This window comes from uncultured Paraglaciecola sp., assembly GCF_943787955.1.
In the GTDB taxonomy this organism is placed as follows: Bacteria; Pseudomonadota; Gammaproteobacteria; order Enterobacterales; family Alteromonadaceae; genus Paraglaciecola.
This window is the reverse complement of record NZ_CALSOK010000021.1, coordinates 46,639-67,862: the sequence shown is the minus strand read 5'-3', so window position 1 is coordinate 67,862 and position 21,224 is coordinate 46,639. Positions and strand designations below refer to the sequence as shown.

The following is a 21,224-nucleotide window of genomic DNA, read 5'->3' as shown; positions in this document are numbered from 1 at the left end:
AGGAATTATGCAAAATAGCTTTGAAGACATTATGGAGAAACTTGACAACCACGAATTGTGGGACTTCCCCGGAGGCGTGTTTCCTGCTGAACGTAAAACACTGTCCAATCAAACACCAATAGGTAAATTAGCCATCCCTGCACGCCTTTACGTGACCGTTAAACAGCATATAGGAGTAGAGGGCCAAATAATTGTTGATGTCGGTCAAAAGGTACTCAAAGGTCAAGCGTTGACCAAAAGTATGAACCCATTTGCGGTACCCATTCATGCACCCACATCGGGCGAGATAGCAGCCATCCATAAACATGTGTCAGCCCACCCTTCTGGTTTTCCAGAATTGACGATTGAAATAAGCAGTGACCAAGAAGACAGGTGGACTAAACTGTTCCCCCTGATTGATTATCGACATCAACCAAAAATGCAAGTGTTGACAACTATTTGTGAAGCCGGTATTAGTGGTATGGGCGGTGCTGGTTTTCCTACTCATATTAAGTCAGCACCTAAAAAAGATATAGACTTTTTGATTATCAACGGAATTGAATGCGAGCCTTACATCACCTCTGATGACCGTTTAATGCGCGAGCATGCTTGGCAAATTCGCCAAGGGATCGATATTTTGTGCCATTTACTCAAGCCAAAACACGTATTAATTGGTATTGAACACAACAAACCTGAAGCCATCGAAGCGTTACAAGTAGCATGTCGAGAAAACACCAATTATCGTGTTTGCATTATACCGACTAAGTATCCTGCTGGCGGCGAGAAGCAACTGATCCAAGTGTTGACCAACAGAGAAGTACCTGCGCAGGGATTACCAGTCGATGTGGGTGTAATCATGCATAATGTGGGGACTTGTTTTGCCATAGCAGATGCGATTTTTTCAGGCAAACCACTCATCGAAAGAGTAGTGACTGTCACGGGTGAAGCAATAAAAACCCCTGGCAATATGTGGGCACTGATTGGTACCCCTGTTTCTGACCTGTTGGCACATTGCAAGTATGAGCAAACAGGTCAAAACCGGCCAAACATTATAATGGGTGGCCCAATGATGGGCTTCAGTGTGACAAGCGATTTGGTGCCAGTGGTAAAAACCACCAACTGTATCTTGGCACCGACTGATAATGAAATCGCAGGTAATAACGAACAGCCTTGTATTCGCTGCAGTGCATGCGCAGATGTTTGCCCTGCTAGCCTGTTGCCACAACAATTATTTTGGCATTCAAAAGCCAAAGAATTAGACAAAGCGCAAGATTATAATTTATTTGATTGTATTGAATGTGGTGCTTGTGCATACGTTTGCCCCAGTGAAATACCTTTAGTTCATTATTATCGCATTGCAAAATCAGAAATAAGGGTAGAGCAAGAAGATAAACAAAAGTCAGATAAGGCAAGAGATCGCTTTGAAAAGCGCGAAGCGAGGTTAATTGCTGAACAACAGGCAAGAGACGAAAAACATCGCTTGGCGGCTCAGGCCAGAAAACAAGCTATGGCAAGTAATGGTAATACAGCTAAAGACAAGATTGCAGCAGCATTAGCTAGAGCAAAAGCAAAAAAACAAAACGCCATAATAGTGAATGAAAAGCCAATAGCCCCTGCAGAAGCTCCCCTTGCCAATAGAACAGTGCAAGAAGTGAAAACTGATGAATCTACTACATCTGCAAAAGCAGCCAGTTCAAATCAAAGGGTTCAAGCTGCCATCACTAGAGCAAAAGCAAAAAAAACGGCGGCTGAAGTAACCATCACCCAAACTGAGCAAAATAATAAAATCAACGCTGGTCAAATAATAGGAAATAAGCCTGAAATAAAGCATCAAGGCAATGATGTTAAATTTGCATCAAAACAAGCTAGCGACGCCAAGATGAAGGAACAAGCTGATGTCAATCATAGCCTCCACACAGCTGATGATTCCCCGCAACCTCAAAAGCAGGTAATAACTGACAGTAAACAACTCAAAATAAATGCTGCCGTAGCGAAAGCAAAACATGAAGCTCAAAAAAACGCAAGCCGTCAAGACTTGCCAAATCCAGCGCCAGCAGCCAATATGAATAGCCCCCAAATAAACATTTCAGTTGAACTAGCTAAAACACAAGAACAACAAATAGATATGAAAAAGCGCAAAATTACGGCGGCATTGGCTAAAGCCAAGGCCAAAAAAGCAGATGAAAAAGAAAAGACCAGCAAAGTAGATAAGTCCTCATGAGATTTAGGTTAGCCAGCTCGCCGCATCAGCATATTCGACGTGATACCGGTCAAGTGATGCGCTTAGTCATTCTCGCTATGGTACCGGGTATATTAATGCAAACCTGGTTCTTTGGTTGGGGCACGATCATCCAGGTTGTACTTGCAGTCATAACGGCAATTGTCACCGAAGCTGTCATTTTAGAGTTGCGTAAACGCGATTTTGAGCGAGCATTAAAAGATTATAGTGCGGTTTTAGCCGCGATATTATTGGCAGTGAGCATTCCACCTTTTGCCCCTTGGTGGGTGATTGTGATTGGCACATTTTTCGCCATTGGTGTGGTTAAACAATTATATGGAGGTTTAGGTTTTAATGTGTTCAACCCTGCGATGGCGGCTTATGTCATGTTGTTGGTATCTTTTCCTGTGCAAATGACTCAATGGCTACCACCTGTCAATCTGGCACAATATAGCCATAACTTCATGGATGCACTGTACGCAGTTTTTACTGATTTCAGTGTGGAGGGTTTTAGCCTTGCACAACTCCAAACTGGCATCGATGGTGTGACTATGGCCACAGGGCTGGACACTGTCAAAACAGCAATGGCTCAAGGACTTACCTATTCAGAAACAATTGAATTACCCATTTTTGATAGTGTCATTTCTGGATTAAGTGTGGCATCAAGCTGGATAAGCTTGGGTTATCTTCTCGGCGGCCTATATTTACTCAAACAAAAAGTCATTAATTGGCATATACCCGTTAGTATGATGACAGGGTTGTTTATCTGCTCGTTAATAATGTCGATGGTAGACAGTGATTTATACCCATCCAGCCTGTTCCATCTGTTTAACGGAAGTATCATTATCGGCGCCTTTTTTATTGCAACCGATCCGGTATCTGCATCGACCACGAATAAAGGTCGAATAATTTTTGGCGCAGCTATTGGGGTATGGGTTTACATCATAAGAGAATGGGGGGGGTATCCTGACGCTGTTGCTTTTGCAGTATTAATAATGAATATGGCGGTGCCTTTGATTGATTATTATACACGTCCACGCACATATGGTCATACATCAAACAAGCGAGCACCCAAAGACAAGGCTCAGTCATGACAAAAAGCATGCAACATACTATGACCAAAAATGGCTTGATATTAGCGGTTTTCGCGATAATCACAACGGGACTCATTGCGGTTACCTTCTTTGGTACTAAAAATCAGATTGCTTTACAGCAGCAACAAAAACTCTTATCCATTCTTAATGCGGTTATTGATGAAAATAGTTACGACAATATCATCCAGTTAGACTGCGCGTTGGTGACTTCAGCTGAATTGTTAGGTTCAAATCAGCCACAGCATATTTATCGAGCAACTAAACAAGGGCGAGCTGTTGCGGCGGCTATCGAAACTACAGCGCCAGATGGTTATAGTGGAAAGATCCAATTAGTGGTGGGCATCACCAGTTCTCAAGCAGGTTCAGCCACAGTAACAGGTGTCAGAGTACTGGAACACAAAGAGACCCCAGGCTTGGGTGACAAAGTTGATTTGCGGATTAGTAATTGGGTGCTGGACTTCAACAATCAAACTTATAGTGAAGAAATAGCCACCAATTGGGCAGTCAAAAAAGACGGAGGGCAGTTTGATCAGTTTACAGGTGCCACTATTACCCCTAGGGCAGTGGTCAGTGCAGTTAAGTTAAGTATCGATTATTACTCAGCGAATCAAGCCGCAATTTTTAATGCGGTTAACGAGTGCGCAGTAAATGCCGTTTCTGAAGACGCAGTTGCTAAGAATGAGAACGAAAGTGATGAATGAGTTTAAAGAGTTAAGCTGGCAAGGACTTTGGAAAAACAATCCTGCCTTGGTACAGCTATTAGGTTTATGCCCTTTGCTCGCAGTAACAGCCACAGTCACCAATGGTTTAGGTTTAGGTCTTGCCACCACTCTAGTATTGATCGGATCAAATACAACAGTGTCGATAATCCGCAATTGGGTACCAAGCGAAATTCGGATCCCAATTTTTGTGATGATCATCGCTGCATTTGTCACCATAGTGCAGCTATTGATGAATGCCTACACTTTTACACTCTATCAAGCCTTGGGTATTTTTATCCCACTGATAGTCACGAATTGCGCCATTATTGGACGGGCTGAAGCCTATGCATCTAAAAATACGGTGGGGAAATCAGCTTTCGACGGGTTAATGATGGGACTAGGTTTTACTGTGGTATTAGTATTATTAGGCGCGATGCGCGAATTATTAGGTTATGGCACCTTGTTTGATGGTGCCAATTTATTGTTAGGTGATTGGGCTACTGTCTTAAAAATCACGGTATTTGAAACTAATAGTCCGTTTTTATTAGCTATTTTACCCCCTGGTGCTTTTTTATGTATGGGCCTGTTAATCGCCCTTAAAAATATATTAGATAGTCATATGGAAAAATTGTTTGCTGCCAAGACTGAAGAAAAAGTGGTCCAGCGGGCACGCGTTACCACAGAGAGCTGAAGCTACAAGATACATATCTGCTCACCCTGCGATACAATATTTATTAGAGTGTAAAACGATATCAAATGAATAAACTCAAACGTTTAGAAATGTTGACTCGCTGGCGCGAAGCTAACCCGCATCCTGAAACAGAGCTTAATTTTTCTAGCCCATTTGAGCTGCTAATTGCGGTCATTTTATCTGCACAAGCAACCGATGTAAGTGTTAATAAAGCAACCGATAAGTTGTACCCAGTAGCGAATACCCCAGAGGCTATTTATGCCCTAGGTGTAGATGGCTTAAAAACCTACATCAAGACCATTGGTTTGTTTAATGCCAAGGCTGAGAACGTGATTAAAACCTGTGGCATGTTAATTAATCTTCATGAGTCAGTGGTACCACAAGATAGAGAGGCACTAGAAGCCTTACCAGGCGTGGGCCGAAAAACAGCTAATGTAGTATTAAATACTGCTTTTGGCTGGCCTACCATAGCTGTAGACACGCATATTTTTAGAGTATCGAACAGAACTAAATTAGCTATGGGCAAAAACGTTGATTTAGTTGAGCAAAAATTGTTGAAAGTGATACCTGCCGAATTTAAGGTCGACGTGCATCACTGGTTGATTTTACATGGCAGGTACACATGTATTGCACGTAAACCTCGCTGCGGTTCATGTTTAATTGAAGATTTATGTGGATTTAAAGATAAGACTGAAGACTAGGAAATAACAATGGAAGGCACAAAGCGAGCCAATATAAAGATAGGTGCACAAGTTTCTATCGTGCTTAAACAAGACCAAAGAACAGGTGATTTAACTGAGGGTGTGGTCGAAAAAATCCTCACCAACTCGCCCAATCACCCACATGGCATTAAAGTGAGATTAGACAGCGGTGAAGTGGGCAGAGTTAAACAAGTTCATCAGTAAAAACCCATGCTCTAACACCTCCAGCAATATTCAGTTGAACTGAAAGTGCCATTATTGTTTGCATCCCAAGCCCGTCGTCCATCGCTGTAAAAGGCAACCTTTCCGTCACCTACTTGGGAAGTGTTAGCTAAAGGCTTAGCTTCAATAAGATAAGCACTGCCACTGGCTGAACTAATATACAAATCATATTTGCGATTATCATAGAGCTCAGCAGATGGCGAATGCTGATGGAAAATAGCGGGCTTCCCCGTATCTGCAGCAGAATCTGCGGCAGCTTTATAACTAAAACTGGCTGCTTTGTGTCGCTCCATAGCAGCCGCTAGGCTCATCAAATCAGCTTGGGCCGCCCTTCTATTAGTACTAACAGCGAACCCTTGATAACTGGGATATGCAATGCTGGTAATAATGCCAATGATAGCCACCGTTATCATCAATTCAATTAATGAAAATCCTTTTTGCTTTTTACTCAGTGTATTTAGCGTTATTTTCATGGTCTCTCTGTCTCTGTCTTCCAACTACTTTTTTGCACTCGCTCAAAATAACTGTGAATATTTTCAGCTAAACACTCAAAATCTGAACCACAGGCAACCTTGTTACCATCTTCATCGACCTCTATGACAGTCGACGCACATTCAGTTCCCAAACAAATAATAGGTTTAATAATATCTTCAATCAAAATTTTGGTATCTGGAGCGATACCTGTTTGTTTTAATTGTGCATACCGGTCTTCATGTAACTGTGTACCATCATTATTAAGATCTATCACCGAGTTACCGTTGAGCAGTTCAACCAGATACGCACGGCTGTTTCCTGTCGGTGGCGCGCATTCGCTATCGCTAGCCGTGGCTGGTAAATAAGTGGTAAATATCACTTGATAGTCCAAAATGAGTGGTGAGGCAAGTACCTTTTCTCCGCCTGTTTTAAGACTAATATACCAACCCCGTGACTCTGCAAATTGTTCAAATGCTAATTCTTTAGCCACAGAATCTGAAGATGTCAGAAAATGTTCGGTGGCATCATATAAATCACTTAAGCCCAAGGGAGTAGAGGGCAAACCAAATTCTCCATCTGCATCAAGGGTAAAGACTCCGTCGTCCTTGATCATGTAGAAATGATCATTAATAGTTGTATTTAATGGATGTGCACGAAAACCAGAACCTAGAACAACTGCGTAATAGTGTTCAGCGCCCAAGCTGATCTCAGAGATGTCTGGGCCATAATAGAAGCGCCTGTTATCTTTCTCGATATCGCCAGCAAAATTAGCTAATAAGCCACCAGTGACCAAGTCCACGACAGACTCTCCATTATGGATATCCAGTCTAAATAGCTGGCCTCCCATATCTGCAACATACATATGATCGGCAAATCCATCATTATCACGATCAATCACAGAAATCCTGGCAGGAATACTATATTCCATTTCAGGTAGATTTAAGTCAGCATCAGTTTTGCTTGCAGACCAGATAAGTTCGCCGCTATCCGCGTCCACAATAAATACTGAGTTACCTACGGTATCGGTACTTCTGAGTAATTTACTGTCTTGATCTTCGTCATAACCGCCACCAAATATCAAAATATTTCTACTGGTCGCTCCCACTTTAATTTTTGTCACGGTGGGCTTTGACCACGTTTGTCCCAAATTTACAAAATCCCCAGCACCTCCCTCAATTTTAAACATTAACTTAGGGTTAGTTTTGCTGGTAATATCAAAAGCATAATAATTATTACCACCACGGCGCATGCCAACATATAAATAGATATTACTGCCCACTGTTTTGAGCACCATATCGCCATCTAAACCGTAAATGTGTGTAAATTTCGAAGAATCGGTATATAAATCATATAAATTATCCATTAAGTCTTTTGGCATAATCGCAAAATTTTCTTCACCTGTAGCGGGGTCGAACGAGTGCAAGAAACCATGATTAGTTGCCACAAAAACAGCACTGTCTGTGAGGGAATAATTAACGATGACTGGTTGAGAATGAATGGGGTCACCCATTGCTTGTCTAGCATCATCGGTACTGCCATCGCCATTATCATCCTTAACATCGACTCCACGTGCCCATTTCAATACGGTTTCACGAGCTGTTGCTGGATCTGCTAAGGCACCAACGGCTAAATCTGCAATGGTTAAACTAACGTTATCTTCATGCAAGGTGTTTTCGGTTTTAATAATAGTCCCGACACCATTAAACACATAAGCTTCCCGAGGCAAGCCCATTTTTTCAGCAGTTCCGCCCTCTCGCACGTCATTTCCATCAGCCAATAGTGACCAAAAGCTGTGGGCACTATCGTTAAAAAATCCAGTGACACTGTCCACAGCATTCAAGCCATTTTTATCCAGAATATCCAAGCCATCTAACCTATACCTCTTAACATTTCCTGGCCAAATCGCACCTTCTGCAGGCTTAAACAAAGCAAAATACAGCTCGTCGTTATGCGTTAATCGGTTAAGTTGATTCACAGCTACACCGGGTGAAACAAATGTAGCATTAACATCTTTTACCGTTTTCAATATGGATTGAAAAACCCCCACTAATTCGTCAGTATTATCAGCAGTATAGAAATCACCGTTACCGCTAATCGCTAAGTCATTCAAGAAGGCGTTTGCTGTTGAACCTGCAGCGAAGCCAATTGTGTGGGTGAAAACTCGTGTATCAATCTCTGAATCATCACCATCACCTATATTTTTAGCTAAATCTACACCGCATTTTTCTCCACCAGAACCGGTACATGACTTTCCAAGTAATGTTTCAATCTCAGTAACACTATGATTATTATTAGCTACACCATCCGATAAAAGCACGATGTGATTGTTGGTTTGGCAAACTTTATCAGTCACTGGACTGATGTAATTGGCACCTAGTGGAATATATTCATTCATACAGTATGAGCTACTCAGGTTATCTACAGTACAACCTGAAGGTAAAACAGAATCTGCTCCGATGTATGACAACCTATGACTCACTCTGGTTTTACGTCTTACTGTATTAGAAACAGATGATTGACCACGGGTTTTTCCATAATCAACGGGAAGTCCTCCATAATAACTGGCAGCCTCGTACAACGTATCGACTATGGGCGTCATTCCACTTGCACTCAATGCATCGACTTGACTGACAAGCAGTTCACGCACAGTTGAAGTACTGCCTGGCGTAGCATTTCCCTGATACTCTACTATCAAGCTTACTGAGCCTGAGGGTTTCCCATTGTAGGTGTAGGCACCTCGAACACCCACAAAATCTGAAAATACAAACATCATTTCGTTGCCAGACGTCCAACCTGCTCGCCCAACAATTTGTTCTACGATGCCAGTCACAGGAGGACTTTGATAAGTATAATTTCTATACCACCGAGGGATACCAGACCACGCAATAGCTGTCGTTTTTGGCTTATCCCTCAATAGATACCTCGGGTAGGATTTAAAACTGCTTGGATCATCTTGGTCGACCCCTGCAATATTAAAACTAGCGAATGCGCTATTACTACTTTGGTAAGCAGTAAACTCCAGATAAGCATTTAAAATACTCGCGCCTTGAGGCAACGCTATGTTTCTGAATCTGACAGCGATATACTTATTTGAAGAGTCCCTAAACGTTAGTTCTGTTCCTGTAGATTGATACCCGTCGCTGCGCTCTTCAGCATTGTTTTTTTGTGATCTAACCTGATAGCTTAACTTACCTTTCACACAACCCGTTGCAGTGGTCTCGTCATAGATAATTACTAGTTGAGGCCCCAATCCTTCACCATCTTCAAATGCAGGTGAAACACGCTCACTACTGGTGCTGATACCTTGACCATCAACAATGATGTTTAAAGAATTCCCTCCACACCAGTCAGATTGATCGACAATTTCTTGCACAATACTACTTAGATCAGGAGACACTGTTGTTTCGTTCGACACTGGCCAGTCATTATCAGTATCCCAAAGTACTGAATTAGATGTTTTAGTCCGAGCAGATATATTATTGCTAGTTTCACTGAATGTGATTGAGTTACCAATTAGTTCGCCACTAAAATTTAAGTTTGTTGCCCCACTATTAAAGCCATTTGAACTGAAACGAATATACGCATTAGTAATTATCGCACCACGAGGAATATTCAAGTCTTGATAACGAAGTCCTATGGTAACTGCATTGGTACTTTGGGATAATTTGAGCGAAGTACTTGAAAGGTTGACAGATGAAGCTATTTCATAAGCATCATCTGATGCTTGTGAAATAGAAGTGATAATTTCAGGGGAAACAGAGTCATCAATTGGCCTAACAGGGTATAACACTGGACCACCAAAATCTGAAAACCGCATTAAACCCGCGTTGATATTGGTGACAGAATTAAGCGTCTCTTTTAGTGCATTTTGTACCCGAAACATTCTTGATTCATCACCACCATCCTTACCGGTCATACTACCCGATGTATCCATAATAAAGAGTACATTGGGATTATAGGTTACTTCACTGCCTGCGGTTCCAAGGTATATTTCCACATCATCCGCACTAATAATACCACTGAAAAGCGTCAAACTAGTCACAAGCCATATTGCTATAAATTTGTTAATAGATTTCATAAAAACACCACTTATTGAGTTGCAGGTGCAAAAACTGAAGCATTGACAGAATTGGCTACAGCGTAGTTGCTATCCTCTAATTGCCCACATCCCCTGACAACAAAAATGTGACAACTAATGTTGCTACCACCAATAACATTGCTTGAGCCGACACAAGGTTGCTCACGCACAAATGCCGCACGAGACCAGCTTTTAACAACAGGATTATCAGTATAATTACCCGCACGAGTATGTTGTGTTCCCGCGCTTAAACCCGCTTTGGTAAGCACTCTATTAGTCCACGTTACATCTTCAAAACAACTCATCGTTTCAACGGTTAAATCTAAAAGATTACCTCCTCTGGCAGCGGATAATGGATCATCTAATGCTATGTTACTCAGTAATTCTTCATCCTCAGATTCAAACATCACGGCTGCGATTGCAGATTCAGCCGCGTCAAATGAAAGAGAGCGTTTTTCCATGGATGTTGCCATTTTGCTCTGCATTAAACTACTGGACACTGAGGACACACCTAGAATGGTTAGGCTCATTAATATCAGCAAAGAAAACACCATGACCATGCCAGAATTTTTATGTTTTGATAGATAACTCATATATTTCTACTTCGAGCGAAATTTTTGCTATTACGCAAAGTGATTGTGGTTTCAAACTGTTTATATAATCTTTCTTCAGAGGGTTGAATAGCTTCTTCATTAAGCAGTTTAAACTTAGGAACGGGGTTGATTAATAAATCAGAATCAGTTTTTAGTAATAGTGCAATTCGAATGGCTACAACCAATGCTCCGGCGGTTTTTTCTGCGCCTAACATGTCAGCGTCTATAAATTTTACGGGTCTTGCCGAATTGTCTTGTGAAGCAATATTATCTGTAAGGCCGTATTGAACTTGAAAACTAACCACGTCGTCCAACAAAGTGTAAGCGCTATCGTCATCAACCACTGGTTTAAGACCGCGTAACACCCTGCCATCGAACCCTCGACATTTTAGCGATGTGTCCTCTAAAAAGTATTCATTGACCACCATAAATTCTTCGTCGACATAACCATGAGTAGCGCCTCTGCAGTCTTGACGTGCTTGTAGCGCAACCATCAAAGTATCACTTGTAGTACCAGCCCCCTCAATCACACCTTTGGTTAAACCATTACTAAAATCGCCTACCGCAGGAATAGGATTATTATGTAAAAAAGCCCCTTCAACAATGATATCGACATCTTTATTGAGGTCTGGTTGTAATATATCGTAGCGCCCAGTCATGATTAAATCGTTGCGAAGTCGGGCAATAATAAAACGTCCATTTTCTTGAGCAGATGCAATTGACCGGTTTAGTCGTTCGGTAGAATTGTTGCTAATCATCACCTGCACCACGGCTGCAGATAAAATGAGCCCTAGAGTCAGGGATATCATCAGCTCAATTAAGCTAAAGCCCCCTTGTTTACTATAAGTGCTCATAATGTCACATCCACTGACACGCAGTCATGAGGTAGCGTTTCGCCAACATTACAATCATCGTTTAAAGTACGCTCAATATTTTTCCAGTTTTCCACGGGCCAACTTAAGATAACAATATGCTTCGAACCAACACTGCAAGCGTCTGTATCAGCAGTGTTATTATCCAATTCACAGCTTAAACTAATTTCTATTTCTGGATTCGCTGCCACGGCTGAACATGACACTTCATAGACATCAAAAGCGGCTAATTGAGCTGCACTGCAAGCATTGTCATTGCAGTTAGGGACCGAGATTGGGTGCTCTAAACAATAACAAGCATGTGGTAGTCCAGTGGCACAAATCATGCCGGAAAAATTATACAAATCTTCATCAAAATAATCATTATGCACCACCAAACCTTTACCAAGTGGCGAAAAAACTGCGGCGGCTCGCAAACGTTCTGTTAATTGTTGGGCAACCAATACTGATTGAGAACGACTTAATGCCTCAGAGTTTGTGAATGAACCAACAAATTGTAAATATGCTACACCAAGTAACCCCACAGATAAAATAAACAAAGTCACTAACACTTCAATCATGCCGACACCTTGCTGATTATTTACATACTGTTTTTTAGGTTTGCTATTCACGCTCTTATCTCACTCTGGTGGCAAAACACAGATATTTGACTAGTTTGGCTAAGTGTCTGTATAAATCTATATTTAGCATATTAGCTAAAAACATTGAGTATTACGTTATTAGTAAGGGAATAAAGGTATATATTTTGACTTAATGAAGATGAAGTATTCAATCAATATTTTTAATAGTACTGGACTGTAATTTATTTTTATTGTGCAAAGCATAGTAAAAGCTTGATAAATAATTAATTTCGTCCGCTAAGGCACGGCTAGAGTACTTAATAAACGGTATTTAGCTTGAAAACTTTGGCTTTGTAAAATAGGGGCAATGTTTCCAAACATCTCAATTTTTTTACTATCCCCACTAATATCAAGCCATTTCACCACAATATGAACATGTTTGAGATCGGCATGTAAAGGCAAATCTACTGGGAAAAAAGGTTCCCCGTCTTTTACCCAACTGTCAGCAATACCATTAAAGGTTGTATCGACATAATACACGTTTTCAACTTCCCATTGCGTATCATATGTTTGTAGATTCAACTCTGAAGACAAAATTACGTTACGCTCTCCTGCTAAAATAGTACCTCCCAAGTTAGTGGCTATATTCTGATATGATGTACTCCCTTCTATATGATTTAATTGCTGAAAATAGACTAAATCGGTAAATTTTTCTTGGGCAAGATGTAGGGCCACAGTATGTAAATTAATTTTTGCGTCTGCGACTACATATTCACTTTGCAAGGTGACATAACCCGTGACGCCGAACATTATGAGTAGTGAAGCGATCGACACTTCAATTAGGGAAAAACCATTTTCTGTATACATGTGCCTATCCTGAGCTAAAAATCATGCCAACTGCCGGGTACTCGAGCCACTCGTTGCAATCTCTTAATTTCTTGTAATCTTTGGATAACATCAGCCTGATATACGACACGGGTTAAAGCACCTTTTGTGCCTAGCTGATAATTTGTGACAACGGCACCAAACACCGCACTCTGTGCTTGCATATTAATATCCAGCACTTTAATTGAATCTGTAGGTCTGAATGAAAACAGTAGGCCATACAAAGTAACATTGCTCTGAAATACCACGTTTCCGTCAAAAATGACTAATATTACCGGTTCTGATTGACTTCCTATTTGTGTACTGGCACTCACTTCACAATCACCATCAACCCAAATCATCCCCCAGCTACCGATATCTAGAGTGTCACAATCTGCTAATAAAAAGTCAGATTGTTGCTGTAATTGAATCCACTCAGTGGGAGGGATATTAAACAGATAACTCACCAGTTCTTCTGGGAATGAAGCCGAAGCATCAGCTATATCAGACTGCTTGATACTATAATCAGAATAGGTGTTAGTACTACAATTACCAGCATGAAACTCACTTAAAATACAGCTATGATGATGGGTGCCAAATAAAGTAACAACAGCATCTGACCACAATGACAATGGTGCTGCAATACCTCGCCCATCAGGGTTAGAAGCCACCTCAAATTCACCTGCACTACTAAAGCCATACTTAACCATTAGCGGGGCTGGCGGTTGATTGAACAGTATTGGATAAACCAGTAATTGTTCACTAACTGTAGCCTTAGCCAAACCATCAGCAGACTTACCACTTGCTTTAATAGTGACAAGTTTTCGACTACCCGGTAAATCTTCACTGATAGCAGAAATAATAAATGTGCTGTTATCCTCTAAATTTCCTAATACCTTAACACCCGACAAAAATTTATTAACCTTAAGCATCCCTAAGCCTTGATTCAATCCTGCCTTAGCTGATAACTGCGCCCATTTTTGATTTTGGGTGTTAATCATTATTTGATGTTCAAAGGATTGAATTTTGCCAGTATAGAGTGTGACTAATGTCACCATAATTAACAACAAAACCACAGTCAGTAATATTGCTGCGCCCTTCTGGTTTAAAGTTTGTGAGGTAGACATGGTCAGCAATTCATTCATAATTTTCTATTAGTACGCTGGTGTTGATACTACGTGAAATGTCAGGATGGTTTTTTAGGCGTGCTTGCAGCTTGATAGTGACTCGCGTTTGAATAACGTGCTGGACAGCACTTTTTTCGACCATAAATTCAAGTGCCGTTACCTGAACAACGTTTGGATCAGTTAAATCATGCCATCCAGACTCATCACAAGCGGCCCCATTTAAACGGATCTCAACTGCATAATTTCTTAATCGAAAGCCATACTTTTCATTATTAGCAGAGGGATCCAACACACCATTTTTATTGCGGTCATAGGCAAAATTAATACAACTATTAACAGGTTCACCCGCATACGCCGCTAAATTCAAACTACCATCAAAGGGGTTTGAAACATTTGTGGGATTTTCAACCAACTCGTTGGTGAGGGCAAAGTATCCTGCGCGCTTGAGATCATGACTGACAACAGCCACTACGGCATTCATTTCTTCGTCTAATCTGGACTTTGCAAGTAAGCTAGAGTTTAACGCGATACCTTGCCCCACCAAAGAAGCCATTGCCGTAATAGAAGCGAGCCCTAACGTCATAGAAATCATCAGCTCGACCAAGCTATTACCATATTGTTTTACCGGCGCAACTAACATGCCTCGAATCCTCCGAGGCGACTACCTATTGCGCAAATTCTAACCCGACCCATGTTACTCAAAATTAATTTAAGTTGTTTATCCCCATCTGTGAAAACAACGGTACCTGCATGACCTACCGCCAAGCCTCTATTTGCATCAAATACAGCAACATTGTCTGCACCAAATGTAACCTTATCGATACTGACAAAACGATAATCAGTAAAAATCGACCTTATATTCGACCCCGTCCCAAGGAACATTCATTTGCAGTGGTACAATCACATACACCTTTATCACTCAATGCAGCACACCAGTGTTTACCTGGGCGAATAGCAACTGTCACATCAATATTTTTTGTTATGGCAGCTCCTCGGGCTTGCTGAAAGGCAAAATAGCTACTTTGCGCAGCCCCCCTTTAATTGCATGTGTTTTTGTATTGAAATGATAGCGGGTGAGACAAGCGACATAAGTAGCACAATAATTGAGATTGTTATGAGACACTCTAGCAGTGTTAAACCAGACAGGTTGCGCATATTAAGTATCCTTACACAGCAGCAATTTTAAAAACGCCTATAATCAAATCCATTACTCAAAATATAGTTCAATTTATTTCAAGTGCATAAAAGGAATGGATATGCCGATGCAGAAAAAAGGAAAAACAATGGTCAAGATAGATTTGAATATTGTGCGGAATTAGGAATGACGCTAATTGAGTTAATGGTGGTGGTTATAATAACAGGGGTTGTTGGCAACACTGATATTTCCATCTTTTGAAAAGCAAATTTTAACTTCAAGACGAGGGGGATGGCATCAGTCATTTACTGCGACTAAAAATACAACAAGAGGCTTTTCGCATAGAAAACATTAGCTATGCAAAAACTGAAGAACTCAATCTAACAACCAGTAAATATTATACTTTTGTTGTCACTAATGTATCTGCTACAACCTATACGATTACCGCTAAAGCGATAGGCAGTCAAATGTCAGACAAAACATGTTTAACCATACAGATTGATCAATCATTGAATAAAACACCAGCACATTGTTTTTTCTAGGTGATAGAACACCGTTATCACTTTACGTGATGGTGACGGTAGTTTAAATGACGAATATATTTATGGGTTATCGCTCACCTTTGAGCAAGACCTTCACTATTAAGGCTCCTGCTATTTTCCAAACAAGCTCCAACAGCGGTGGTGCCCTTTCTATCTCACCACCTAATATAAAGGTCATTTATGCAATGATATGACTAACCTAATCAGAAAAACATCACACAGAAATGCGCGCACAAAAAGGCTTGGTGGTTGGATATTGGCGCCTAAAAACATAGGTCGTGACCAAAGCCATCATGGCTGCAAATATTGTGAAACGACCTGGAATAGCCACTTACACATTAACAGACATCCCAAAGTTTTCAGAAGGTAAACAGTTTTGGTTAAGCACAAACACAATCATGACCATCAATCCATTAGAGGCAACAGTTCAGAAGAAAATATAGAACAAGGTAAGCTACATATGCAATGTTACATTCGCATAAATTGTTTCGTTAGAAAAAAGGAGACATAATAAGAATGTAAATTATGCGACCAATAGCTATCTACATATCGATAACATTTGACCGATATGCTGTTGCTACAGAAAACGAAAGCCCGCACAATTGATCAAGCATCATTGATAATTAAGAGATATTTTTAATACGTAATTCTTTGGGCACTGCAAATTCAATATTTTCTTCACGACCTAGCCTTTCGATGACCTTCTCGGCTCCCCATTCTTTTAAACGGTTAACCACACCCTGCACTAAGACTTCAGGAGCGGATGCACCGGCAGTGACCACCAATATTTTGTACATTTTCAAGCCATGCCTGCTGAATACAGTCTGCATCTGCTATCAAATAAGCTGAGGCACCAATTTTTTCAGCTAGCTCCCTGAGTCGGTTAGAGTTAGAGCTATTCTGTGCGCCAACGACTAATAATAATTCACAGTCAGAAGATAATTCTCTGACTGAGTCCTGGCGATTTTGAGTAGCGTAACAAATATCATCTTTACGCGGGCCTTCTATGGCTGGGAATTGTAGCCTTAATGCATCAATCACATCCGCAGTATCATCTACCGATAAGGTGGTTTGGCTACAATAATAGAGTTTGGATGAGTCTTTAACAAACAGTGCAGCCACATCTTTAACTGATTCTACCAAATAAATACCGCCTTCAGCATTATCGTATTGGCCCATTGTGCCTTCCACTTCTGGGTGCCCATGGTGGCCAATTAAAATACACTCAATGCCTTTGTTACTTGCACGCATCACTTCCATATGAACTTTAGTGACCAAAGGACAAGTGGCATCAAACACTTTTAAACCTCGCGAATCAGCTTCAGTTCGTACCGATTGAGAGACACCGTGAGCAGAAAAAATCACAATGCTATCGTCTGGCACTTCAGAAAGTTCATCAACAAATACCGCGCCGCGTTCTTTGAGGCCATCGACCACAAATTTGTTATGTACCACTTCATGACGCACAAAAACAGGTGCAGGAAACATTTCCAAAGCACGCTCGACAATAGTAATCGCACGGTCTACACCAGCACAAAAACCTCGTGGATTAGCAAGATGGATCTGCATAATTCTCCTTTTGACCTATTAAAATTAGTGTTAATTGACTGACAGTATTTCTACATCAAAGGTGATAACCTGACCTGCCAAAGGATGATTAAAATCTACTGTTACCGAGTCTCCCGTGACTTCGCGCACAATGCCAGGCAACTCTGTACCATCTGGCTGAGTAAAAGCGATAATCATACCTTCTTCGGCAGGTGTCTCTGCACTGAATTTACTACGCTCAAGATGGTGCAAATTATCAGGGTTAGGCATACCAAATGCGTCATCAGCTTCTAAGGTAAATGACTTTTTATCACCCATTTGAAGACCTAATAAACAATCTTCAAAACTGAGCGTTAGGCTTCCATCCCCCACCACTAACTTAGCCGGTTTATTATTCACTCGAGTACTATCTGCGGCCGAACCATCGGATAATTTCAAGTCAAAATGTAAAATCACTTCACTACCTTGTTTTATCAACTTTTGCTCTAGCTCAGCCATGTTTTTCCTCTTTGTTCTTAAACATATCAATAATCAACAAAACGGCACCTATACATATGGCACTGTCGGCCACATTAAATGCCGGCCAATACCAATCTTGATAATACAACACTAAAAAATCTACTACGTATCCGTAGACTAATCGATCAAAAGCATTGCCTATAGCACCGCCAACAATCAGGCTAAAAGCAATGGGTAACATTATCTGTTGTTTTGTGGTTTGTTTTAACCACCACAGCACTAAAGCACTGACAGCAAAAGCAATAATAGTGAAAAACCAGCGCTGCCAGCCACCGGCATCATGTAAAAAACTAAAAGCCGCACCATAGTTATATACATGAGTAAGATTAAAAAACGGCAATATCTGAATGGATTGATAGAGTTCAATATTCTCAAGCACTAAAGCTTTGGTATATTGATCCGTCACTAACACCAACACAGATAACCATAAAAAACGATACCCCGTTTGAGTAAAGAGTCTATGCATAGGCGCGTATTTCGCCTTCGCCTTCAACATTATCTACACAGCGATTGCATAGCTCGGGGTGTGCAACATGATTACCAATATCTTCACGGTGATGCCAACAACGACTGCACTTTTGTGCTGATGAAACAGACACCGTCACCGACAACCCCTGCACTTCTGTTGCCACCGCATCTTGTGGTGCATCATTGCTTTGGATGACTGTCGCCGCAGAAGTGATCAAAACAAAACGTAACTCATCCTCAAGTTTGCTGAGTAAAGTAAACAAATCACCGTTTACGTATAAAATGACTTCAGCTTGTAATGAGCCTTTGATTTTTCCCTCTTTGCGGGTTAATTCAATACAGCGGTTCACTTCATTTTTGACTGCTAGCACTTGTTGCCAAAAATCGTTGTTAAAATCACCGGATAAAGTGACTTCATCTAAACCGTTATACCATTTACCAGTAAAAACAAATTCATCTTGTTGCCAAGGCATTTCTTGCCATAATTCTTGGGCAGTAAAACTGGTAATAGGCGCCATCCAACGCACTAATGCTTCGATAACATGATATAAAGCACTTTGACAAGAGCGACGAGCCAGGCTGTCGCCTTTTGCGGTATATTGCCTATCTTTAACTATATCCAGATAAAAACTGCCCAACTCAATAGAGCAGAACTGCATTAACTTTTGCATTACGACCAGCATGTCATATTTTTCATACGCTTCAATGATTTCTTGTTGGATGCTATAAGCACGACCCACCACCCACTTGTCTAGTTCCACCATATCTTCTATGGCCACTACATCCTTACTGGGATCAAAACCATTAAGATTGGCTAATAAAAATCGAGCGGTATTTCGAATGCGTCGATATGCATCAGCAGAGCGATTTAAAATTTCATCTGATACCGCGATTTCACTACGATAGTCTGTAGACGCCACCCATAAACGCAAAATATCTGCGCCTAGTTTGCCCGTGACTTGCTGAGGTGCAATAGTATTACCTAAAGATTTTGACATCTTTTTACCTTCACCATCGACAGTAAAACCGTGGGTCAGAACTTGCTTGTATGGTGCATGACCTGTTGTAGCTACAGAGGTCATTAAAGACGACATAAACCAACCACGATGTTGGTCTGAACCCTCTAAATATAAATCAGCGGAAGCTGGAATATCATCACGTTGATCAACCACAAAATAATGGGTGACACCCGAATCAAACCAAACATCTAAGGTGTCTGGTACTTTTACAAAGGTTTCAGCATCGGCACCTAATAATGATTCAGGCTCAATATCCCACCACGCCTGAATTCCTTTTTGTTCTACCAGCAGCGCCACTTGTTCGAGTAACTCATTGGTACGCGGATGCAATTCACCCGTGTCTTTATGTACAAAAAGTGCAATAGGCACGCCCCATGTACGCTGCCGAGAAATACACCAATCAGGTCTTCCAGCAACCATCGTTTCAATACGACTTTCGCCCCATTCAGGTATCCATTTAGTATTATGAATTTCTTTTATCGATGCTACACGTAAGCCGTTTTTATCCATACTGATAAACCACTGCGGAGTAGCACGGAAGATAAGAGGTGTTTTATGTCTCCAACAATGAGGGTAGCTATGCCTATACACATGGTGATGTAGCAGTGCGCCATGCTCTTTTAACACGTCAACCACATGGTCATTGGCTTTAAATACATGTTCGCCGGCAAACAACTCAGTGCCTTCTAGATATACGCCATTTGCGCCAACAGGATTAGCTACTTCTAGGCCATAGTTTTTACCGACATTAAAATCTTCAAGGCCATGACCAGGAGCTGTGTGCACACAACCTGTACCAGCGTCGGTGGTAACATGCTCACCTAAAATCAACGGCACTTGGAAGTCGTAAAAAGCATGGTGTAATGCTTTATTTTCTAATTCTTGTCCTTTGCACACCCCTAGGGTTTGATAGTTTTCAAAACCAAAACGCTGCATACAATCTGCTAATAAATCGGTAGCAACCACCAAACACTCTTGACCTTGCTCACCACTGACCTGGACCAAACTGTACTCTAGCGTCGGGTGGACACATACTGCGCGATTAGCAGGTAAGGTCCAAGGGGGTCGTTGTCCAAATAGCCACCGATATATTACTGGAAACCTCAGCAGAAAAACATGCAGCAACCGCTGCAGTATCCACAACCTTAAAACGCACATCAATAGAAGGAGAGTTTTTGTCTTGATATTCTACTTCGGCTTCAGCAAGTGCTGAGCCGCAATCTGTACACCAATGCACTGGTTTAAAACCTTTTTCAAGATGCCCTGAACGTACAACATGACCAAATTCGCGAATAATATTGGCTTCTGATTTAAAGTCCATAGTTTTGTATGGATTATCCCATTCACCCAAAATACCTAAACGAATGAAATCTGCTTTTTGACCAGCAATTTGTTTTTCGGCATAGTCTCGGCATTTTTGCCTAAACACACGCAGCGGAAACTTTTTTTACCGGGTTTACCCACTTTTTTCTCAACCATTAATTCAATTGGTAGACCATGGCAATCCCAACCCGGCACATAAGGGGCATCAAAATCAGATAAGGTTTTAGACTTAATAATAATATCTTTAAGAATTTTTATTAACCGCATGACCAATATGAATATCACCATTTGCATAAGGAGGGCCATCATGCAAAATAAAAGGCGTATGGCCTTTTTTGGGTATCACGAATTTGCTGGTACAGCTTTTTCTCTGTCCATTGCGCAAGCATTTTTGGCTCACGTTGAGCTAAGTTACCGCGCATGGGGAAGTCAGTTTCAGGCAAATTCAGGGGGTATGTTTATAATCACTCATTGCTGGTTAAATCCAAATTGGTCA

At 41.1% G+C, this 21,224-nt stretch carries 21 protein-coding genes and 2 pseudogenes; 9 read left to right on the top strand and 14 right to left on the bottom strand.

Features of this window, described 5'->3' with window-relative positions; translation table 11 throughout:
• Positions 1-7: 7 nt before the first annotated feature.
• The 6 genes from rsxC to Q0Y52_RS17735 all read left to right on the top strand — a co-directional run bounded on the left by rsxC (position 8) and on the right by Q0Y52_RS17735 (position 5,588).
• Positions 8-2,200, top strand: coding sequence for an electron transport complex subunit RsxC (gene rsxC / locus Q0Y52_RS17760; RefSeq protein ID WP_297823867.1), 2,193 nt, complete (start codon positions 8-10; stop codon positions 2,198-2,200).
• A complete protein-coding gene (gene rsxD / locus Q0Y52_RS17755; protein ID WP_297823866.1) occupies positions 2,197-3,291 on the top strand; it encodes an electron transport complex subunit RsxD in 1,095 nt (364 codons plus the stop codon). The genes rsxC and rsxD overlap by 4 nt, the downstream gene beginning before the upstream one ends.
• Positions 3,288-3,992 carry an electron transport complex subunit RsxG gene (gene rsxG / locus Q0Y52_RS17750; RefSeq protein ID WP_297823865.1) on the top strand — a complete coding sequence of 235 codons (705 nt, stop codon included), beginning with the start codon at positions 3,288-3,290 and terminating at the stop codon, positions 3,990-3,992. Before rsxD ends, rsxG begins: the two co-directional genes overlap by 4 nt.
• Positions 3,985-4,683, top strand: coding sequence for an electron transport complex subunit E (locus Q0Y52_RS17745; RefSeq protein WP_297823864.1), 699 nt, complete (start codon positions 3,985-3,987; stop codon positions 4,681-4,683). The genes rsxG and Q0Y52_RS17745 overlap by 8 nt, the downstream gene beginning before the upstream one ends.
• Before the next feature lie 65 nt (positions 4,684-4,748).
• Entirely contained in the window at positions 4,749-5,384 is a 636-nt protein-coding gene (gene nth / locus Q0Y52_RS17740; RefSeq protein ID WP_297823862.1) for an endonuclease III, read from the top strand.
• Positions 5,385-5,393: 9 nt separating this feature from the next.
• Positions 5,394-5,588: a YwbE family protein gene (locus Q0Y52_RS17735; protein ID WP_297823861.1), complete on the top strand. Its 195-nt coding sequence runs from the start codon at positions 5,394-5,396 to the stop codon at positions 5,586-5,588.
• Between the two features lie 11 nt (positions 5,589-5,599).
• Here the strand turns inward: Q0Y52_RS17735 and Q0Y52_RS17730 are convergent, their stop codons facing one another.
• From Q0Y52_RS17730 to Q0Y52_RS17685, 10 genes are all read right to left on the bottom strand, one after another.
• Positions 5,600-6,079 (bottom strand): type IV pilin protein, encoded by a 480-nt coding sequence (locus Q0Y52_RS17730; RefSeq protein WP_297823860.1) that lies wholly within the window; start codon positions 6,077-6,079, stop codon positions 5,600-5,602.
• Positions 6,076-10,158 (bottom strand): PilC/PilY family type IV pilus protein, encoded by a 4,083-nt coding sequence (locus tag Q0Y52_RS17725; RefSeq protein ID WP_297823859.1) that lies wholly within the window; start codon positions 10,156-10,158, stop codon positions 6,076-6,078. The genes Q0Y52_RS17730 and Q0Y52_RS17725 overlap by 4 nt, the downstream gene beginning before the upstream one ends.
• Positions 10,159-10,169: 11 nt before the next feature.
• Complete coding sequence (locus Q0Y52_RS17720) at positions 10,170-10,751, bottom strand: PilX N-terminal domain-containing pilus assembly protein (RefSeq protein WP_297823858.1); 582 nt, start codon at positions 10,749-10,751, stop codon at positions 10,170-10,172.
• Positions 10,748-11,605, bottom strand: a complete 858-nt coding sequence (locus Q0Y52_RS17715) for a PilW family protein (RefSeq protein WP_297823856.1) — start codon at positions 11,603-11,605, stop codon at positions 10,748-10,750. The genes Q0Y52_RS17720 and Q0Y52_RS17715 overlap by 4 nt, the downstream gene beginning before the upstream one ends.
• Positions 11,602-12,234, bottom strand: coding sequence for a prepilin-type N-terminal cleavage/methylation domain-containing protein (locus Q0Y52_RS17710; protein WP_297823855.1), 633 nt, complete (start codon positions 12,232-12,234; stop codon positions 11,602-11,604). The genes Q0Y52_RS17715 and Q0Y52_RS17710 overlap by 4 nt, the downstream gene beginning before the upstream one ends.
• A 246-nt stretch (positions 12,235-12,480) precedes the next feature.
• Positions 12,481-13,050 carry a hypothetical protein gene (locus tag Q0Y52_RS17705; protein WP_297823854.1) on the bottom strand — a complete coding sequence of 190 codons (570 nt, stop codon included), beginning with the start codon at positions 13,048-13,050 and terminating at the stop codon, positions 12,481-12,483.
• Positions 13,051-13,064: 14 nt separating this feature from the next.
• Positions 13,065-14,174, bottom strand: a complete 1,110-nt coding sequence (locus Q0Y52_RS17700) for a hypothetical protein (RefSeq protein WP_297823853.1) — start codon at positions 14,172-14,174, stop codon at positions 13,065-13,067.
• 10 nt (positions 14,175-14,184) lie between these two features.
• Positions 14,185-14,814 carry a prepilin peptidase dependent protein B gene (locus Q0Y52_RS17695; RefSeq protein ID WP_297823852.1) on the bottom strand — a complete coding sequence of 210 codons (630 nt, stop codon included), beginning with the start codon at positions 14,812-14,814 and terminating at the stop codon, positions 14,185-14,187.
• On the bottom strand, positions 14,808-15,056 hold the full coding sequence (locus Q0Y52_RS17690) for a hypothetical protein (protein ID WP_297823851.1): 249 nt from the start codon (positions 15,054-15,056) through the stop codon (positions 14,808-14,810). The genes Q0Y52_RS17695 and Q0Y52_RS17690 overlap by 7 nt, the downstream gene beginning before the upstream one ends.
• Before the next feature lie 135 nt (positions 15,057-15,191).
• Positions 15,192-15,329 (bottom strand): type II secretion system protein, encoded by a 138-nt coding sequence (locus tag Q0Y52_RS17685; protein WP_297823850.1) that lies wholly within the window; start codon positions 15,327-15,329, stop codon positions 15,192-15,194.
• A 166-nt stretch (positions 15,330-15,495) separates the two neighbouring features.
• On the opposite strand from Q0Y52_RS17685, the gene Q0Y52_RS19655 reads away from it, so the two are divergent.
• From Q0Y52_RS19655 to Q0Y52_RS17675, 3 genes are all read left to right on the top strand, one after another.
• Positions 15,496-15,570 carry a prepilin-type N-terminal cleavage/methylation domain-containing protein gene (locus tag Q0Y52_RS19655; protein ID WP_366939315.1) on the top strand — a complete coding sequence of 25 codons (75 nt, stop codon included), beginning with the start codon at positions 15,496-15,498 and terminating at the stop codon, positions 15,568-15,570.
• Positions 15,571-15,605: 35 nt separating this feature from the next.
• The gene (locus Q0Y52_RS17680; protein ID WP_366939314.1) at positions 15,606-15,851 is read left to right on the top strand and encodes a type IV pilin protein; all 246 of its coding nucleotides are present in this window, start codon (positions 15,606-15,608) and stop codon (positions 15,849-15,851) included.
• 278 nt (positions 15,852-16,129) lie between these two features.
• The gene (locus tag Q0Y52_RS17675) at positions 16,130-16,294 is read left to right on the top strand and encodes a hypothetical protein (RefSeq protein WP_297823849.1); all 165 of its coding nucleotides are present in this window, start codon (positions 16,130-16,132) and stop codon (positions 16,292-16,294) included.
• Positions 16,295-16,474: 180 nt separating this feature from the next.
• Here the strand turns inward: Q0Y52_RS17675 and ispH are convergent.
• The 4 genes and pseudogenes from ispH to ileS form a co-directional block, all read right to left on the bottom strand.
• Positions 16,475-17,420 (bottom strand): annotated as a pseudogene (ispH, locus tag Q0Y52_RS17670) (4-hydroxy-3-methylbut-2-enyl diphosphate reductase).
• Between the two features lie 30 nt (positions 17,421-17,450).
• Positions 17,451-17,897 carry an FKBP-type peptidyl-prolyl cis-trans isomerase gene (gene fkpB, locus Q0Y52_RS17665; protein ID WP_297823848.1) on the bottom strand — a complete coding sequence of 149 codons (447 nt, stop codon included), beginning with the start codon at positions 17,895-17,897 and terminating at the stop codon, positions 17,451-17,453.
• Positions 17,890-18,384, bottom strand: a complete 495-nt coding sequence (gene lspA, locus Q0Y52_RS17660; protein ID WP_297823847.1) for a signal peptidase II — start codon at positions 18,382-18,384, stop codon at positions 17,890-17,892. Before lspA ends, fkpB begins: the two co-directional genes overlap by 8 nt.
• Positions 18,377-21,200, bottom strand: a pseudogene (gene ileS, locus Q0Y52_RS17655) (isoleucine--tRNA ligase). Before ileS ends, lspA begins: the two are co-directional and overlap by 8 nt.
• Positions 21,201-21,224: the final 24 nt, after the last annotated feature.

Bases quoted from the DNA above. Each gene is read 5' to 3' on its own strand.
- Q0Y52_RS17735 (WP_297823861.1), top strand. From the start codon at position 5,394: ATGGAAGGCACAAAGCGAGCCAATATAAAGATAGGTGCACAAGTTTCT.
- rsxD (WP_297823866.1), top strand. From the start codon at position 2,197: ATGAGATTTAGGTTAGCCAGCTCGCCGCATCAGCATATTCGACGTGAT.
- Q0Y52_RS17715 (WP_297823856.1), bottom strand. From the start codon at position 11,605: ATGAGCACTTATAGTAAACAAGGGGGCTTTAGCTTAATTGAGCTGATG.
- Q0Y52_RS17705 (WP_297823854.1), bottom strand. From the start codon at position 13,050: ATGTATACAGAAAATGGTTTTTCCCTAATTGAAGTGTCGATCGCTTCA.
- Q0Y52_RS17730 (WP_297823860.1), bottom strand. From the start codon at position 6,079: ATGAAAATAACGCTAAATACACTGAGTAAAAAGCAAAAAGGATTTTCA.
- Q0Y52_RS17745 (WP_297823864.1), top strand. From the start codon at position 3,985: ATGAATGAGTTTAAAGAGTTAAGCTGGCAAGGACTTTGGAAAAACAAT.
- Q0Y52_RS17695 (WP_297823852.1), bottom strand. From the start codon at position 14,814: ATGTTAGTTGCGCCGGTAAAACAATATGGTAATAGCTTGGTCGAGCTG.
- Q0Y52_RS17700 (WP_297823853.1), bottom strand. From the start codon at position 14,174: ATGTCTACCTCACAAACTTTAAACCAGAAGGGCGCAGCAATATTACTG.
- Q0Y52_RS17685 (WP_297823850.1), bottom strand. From the start codon at position 15,329: ATGCGCAACCTGTCTGGTTTAACACTGCTAGAGTGTCTCATAACAATC.
- fkpB (WP_297823848.1), bottom strand. From the start codon at position 17,897: ATGGCTGAGCTAGAGCAAAAGTTGATAAAACAAGGTAGTGAAGTGATT.
- Q0Y52_RS17690 (WP_297823851.1), bottom strand. From the start codon at position 15,056: ATGTTCCTTGGGACGGGGTCGAATATAAGGTCGATTTTTACTGATTAT.
- lspA (WP_297823847.1), bottom strand. From the start codon at position 18,384: ATGCATAGACTCTTTACTCAAACGGGGTATCGTTTTTTATGGTTATCT.
- Q0Y52_RS17720 (WP_297823858.1), bottom strand. From the start codon at position 10,751: ATGAGTTATCTATCAAAACATAAAAATTCTGGCATGGTCATGGTGTTT.
- nth (WP_297823862.1), top strand. From the start codon at position 4,749: ATGAATAAACTCAAACGTTTAGAAATGTTGACTCGCTGGCGCGAAGCT.
- rsxG (WP_297823865.1), top strand. From the start codon at position 3,288: ATGACAAAAAGCATGCAACATACTATGACCAAAAATGGCTTGATATTA.
- rsxC (WP_297823867.1), top strand. From the start codon at position 8: ATGCAAAATAGCTTTGAAGACATTATGGAGAAACTTGACAACCACGAA.
- Q0Y52_RS17725 (WP_297823859.1), bottom strand. From the start codon at position 10,158: ATGAAATCTATTAACAAATTTATAGCAATATGGCTTGTGACTAGTTTG.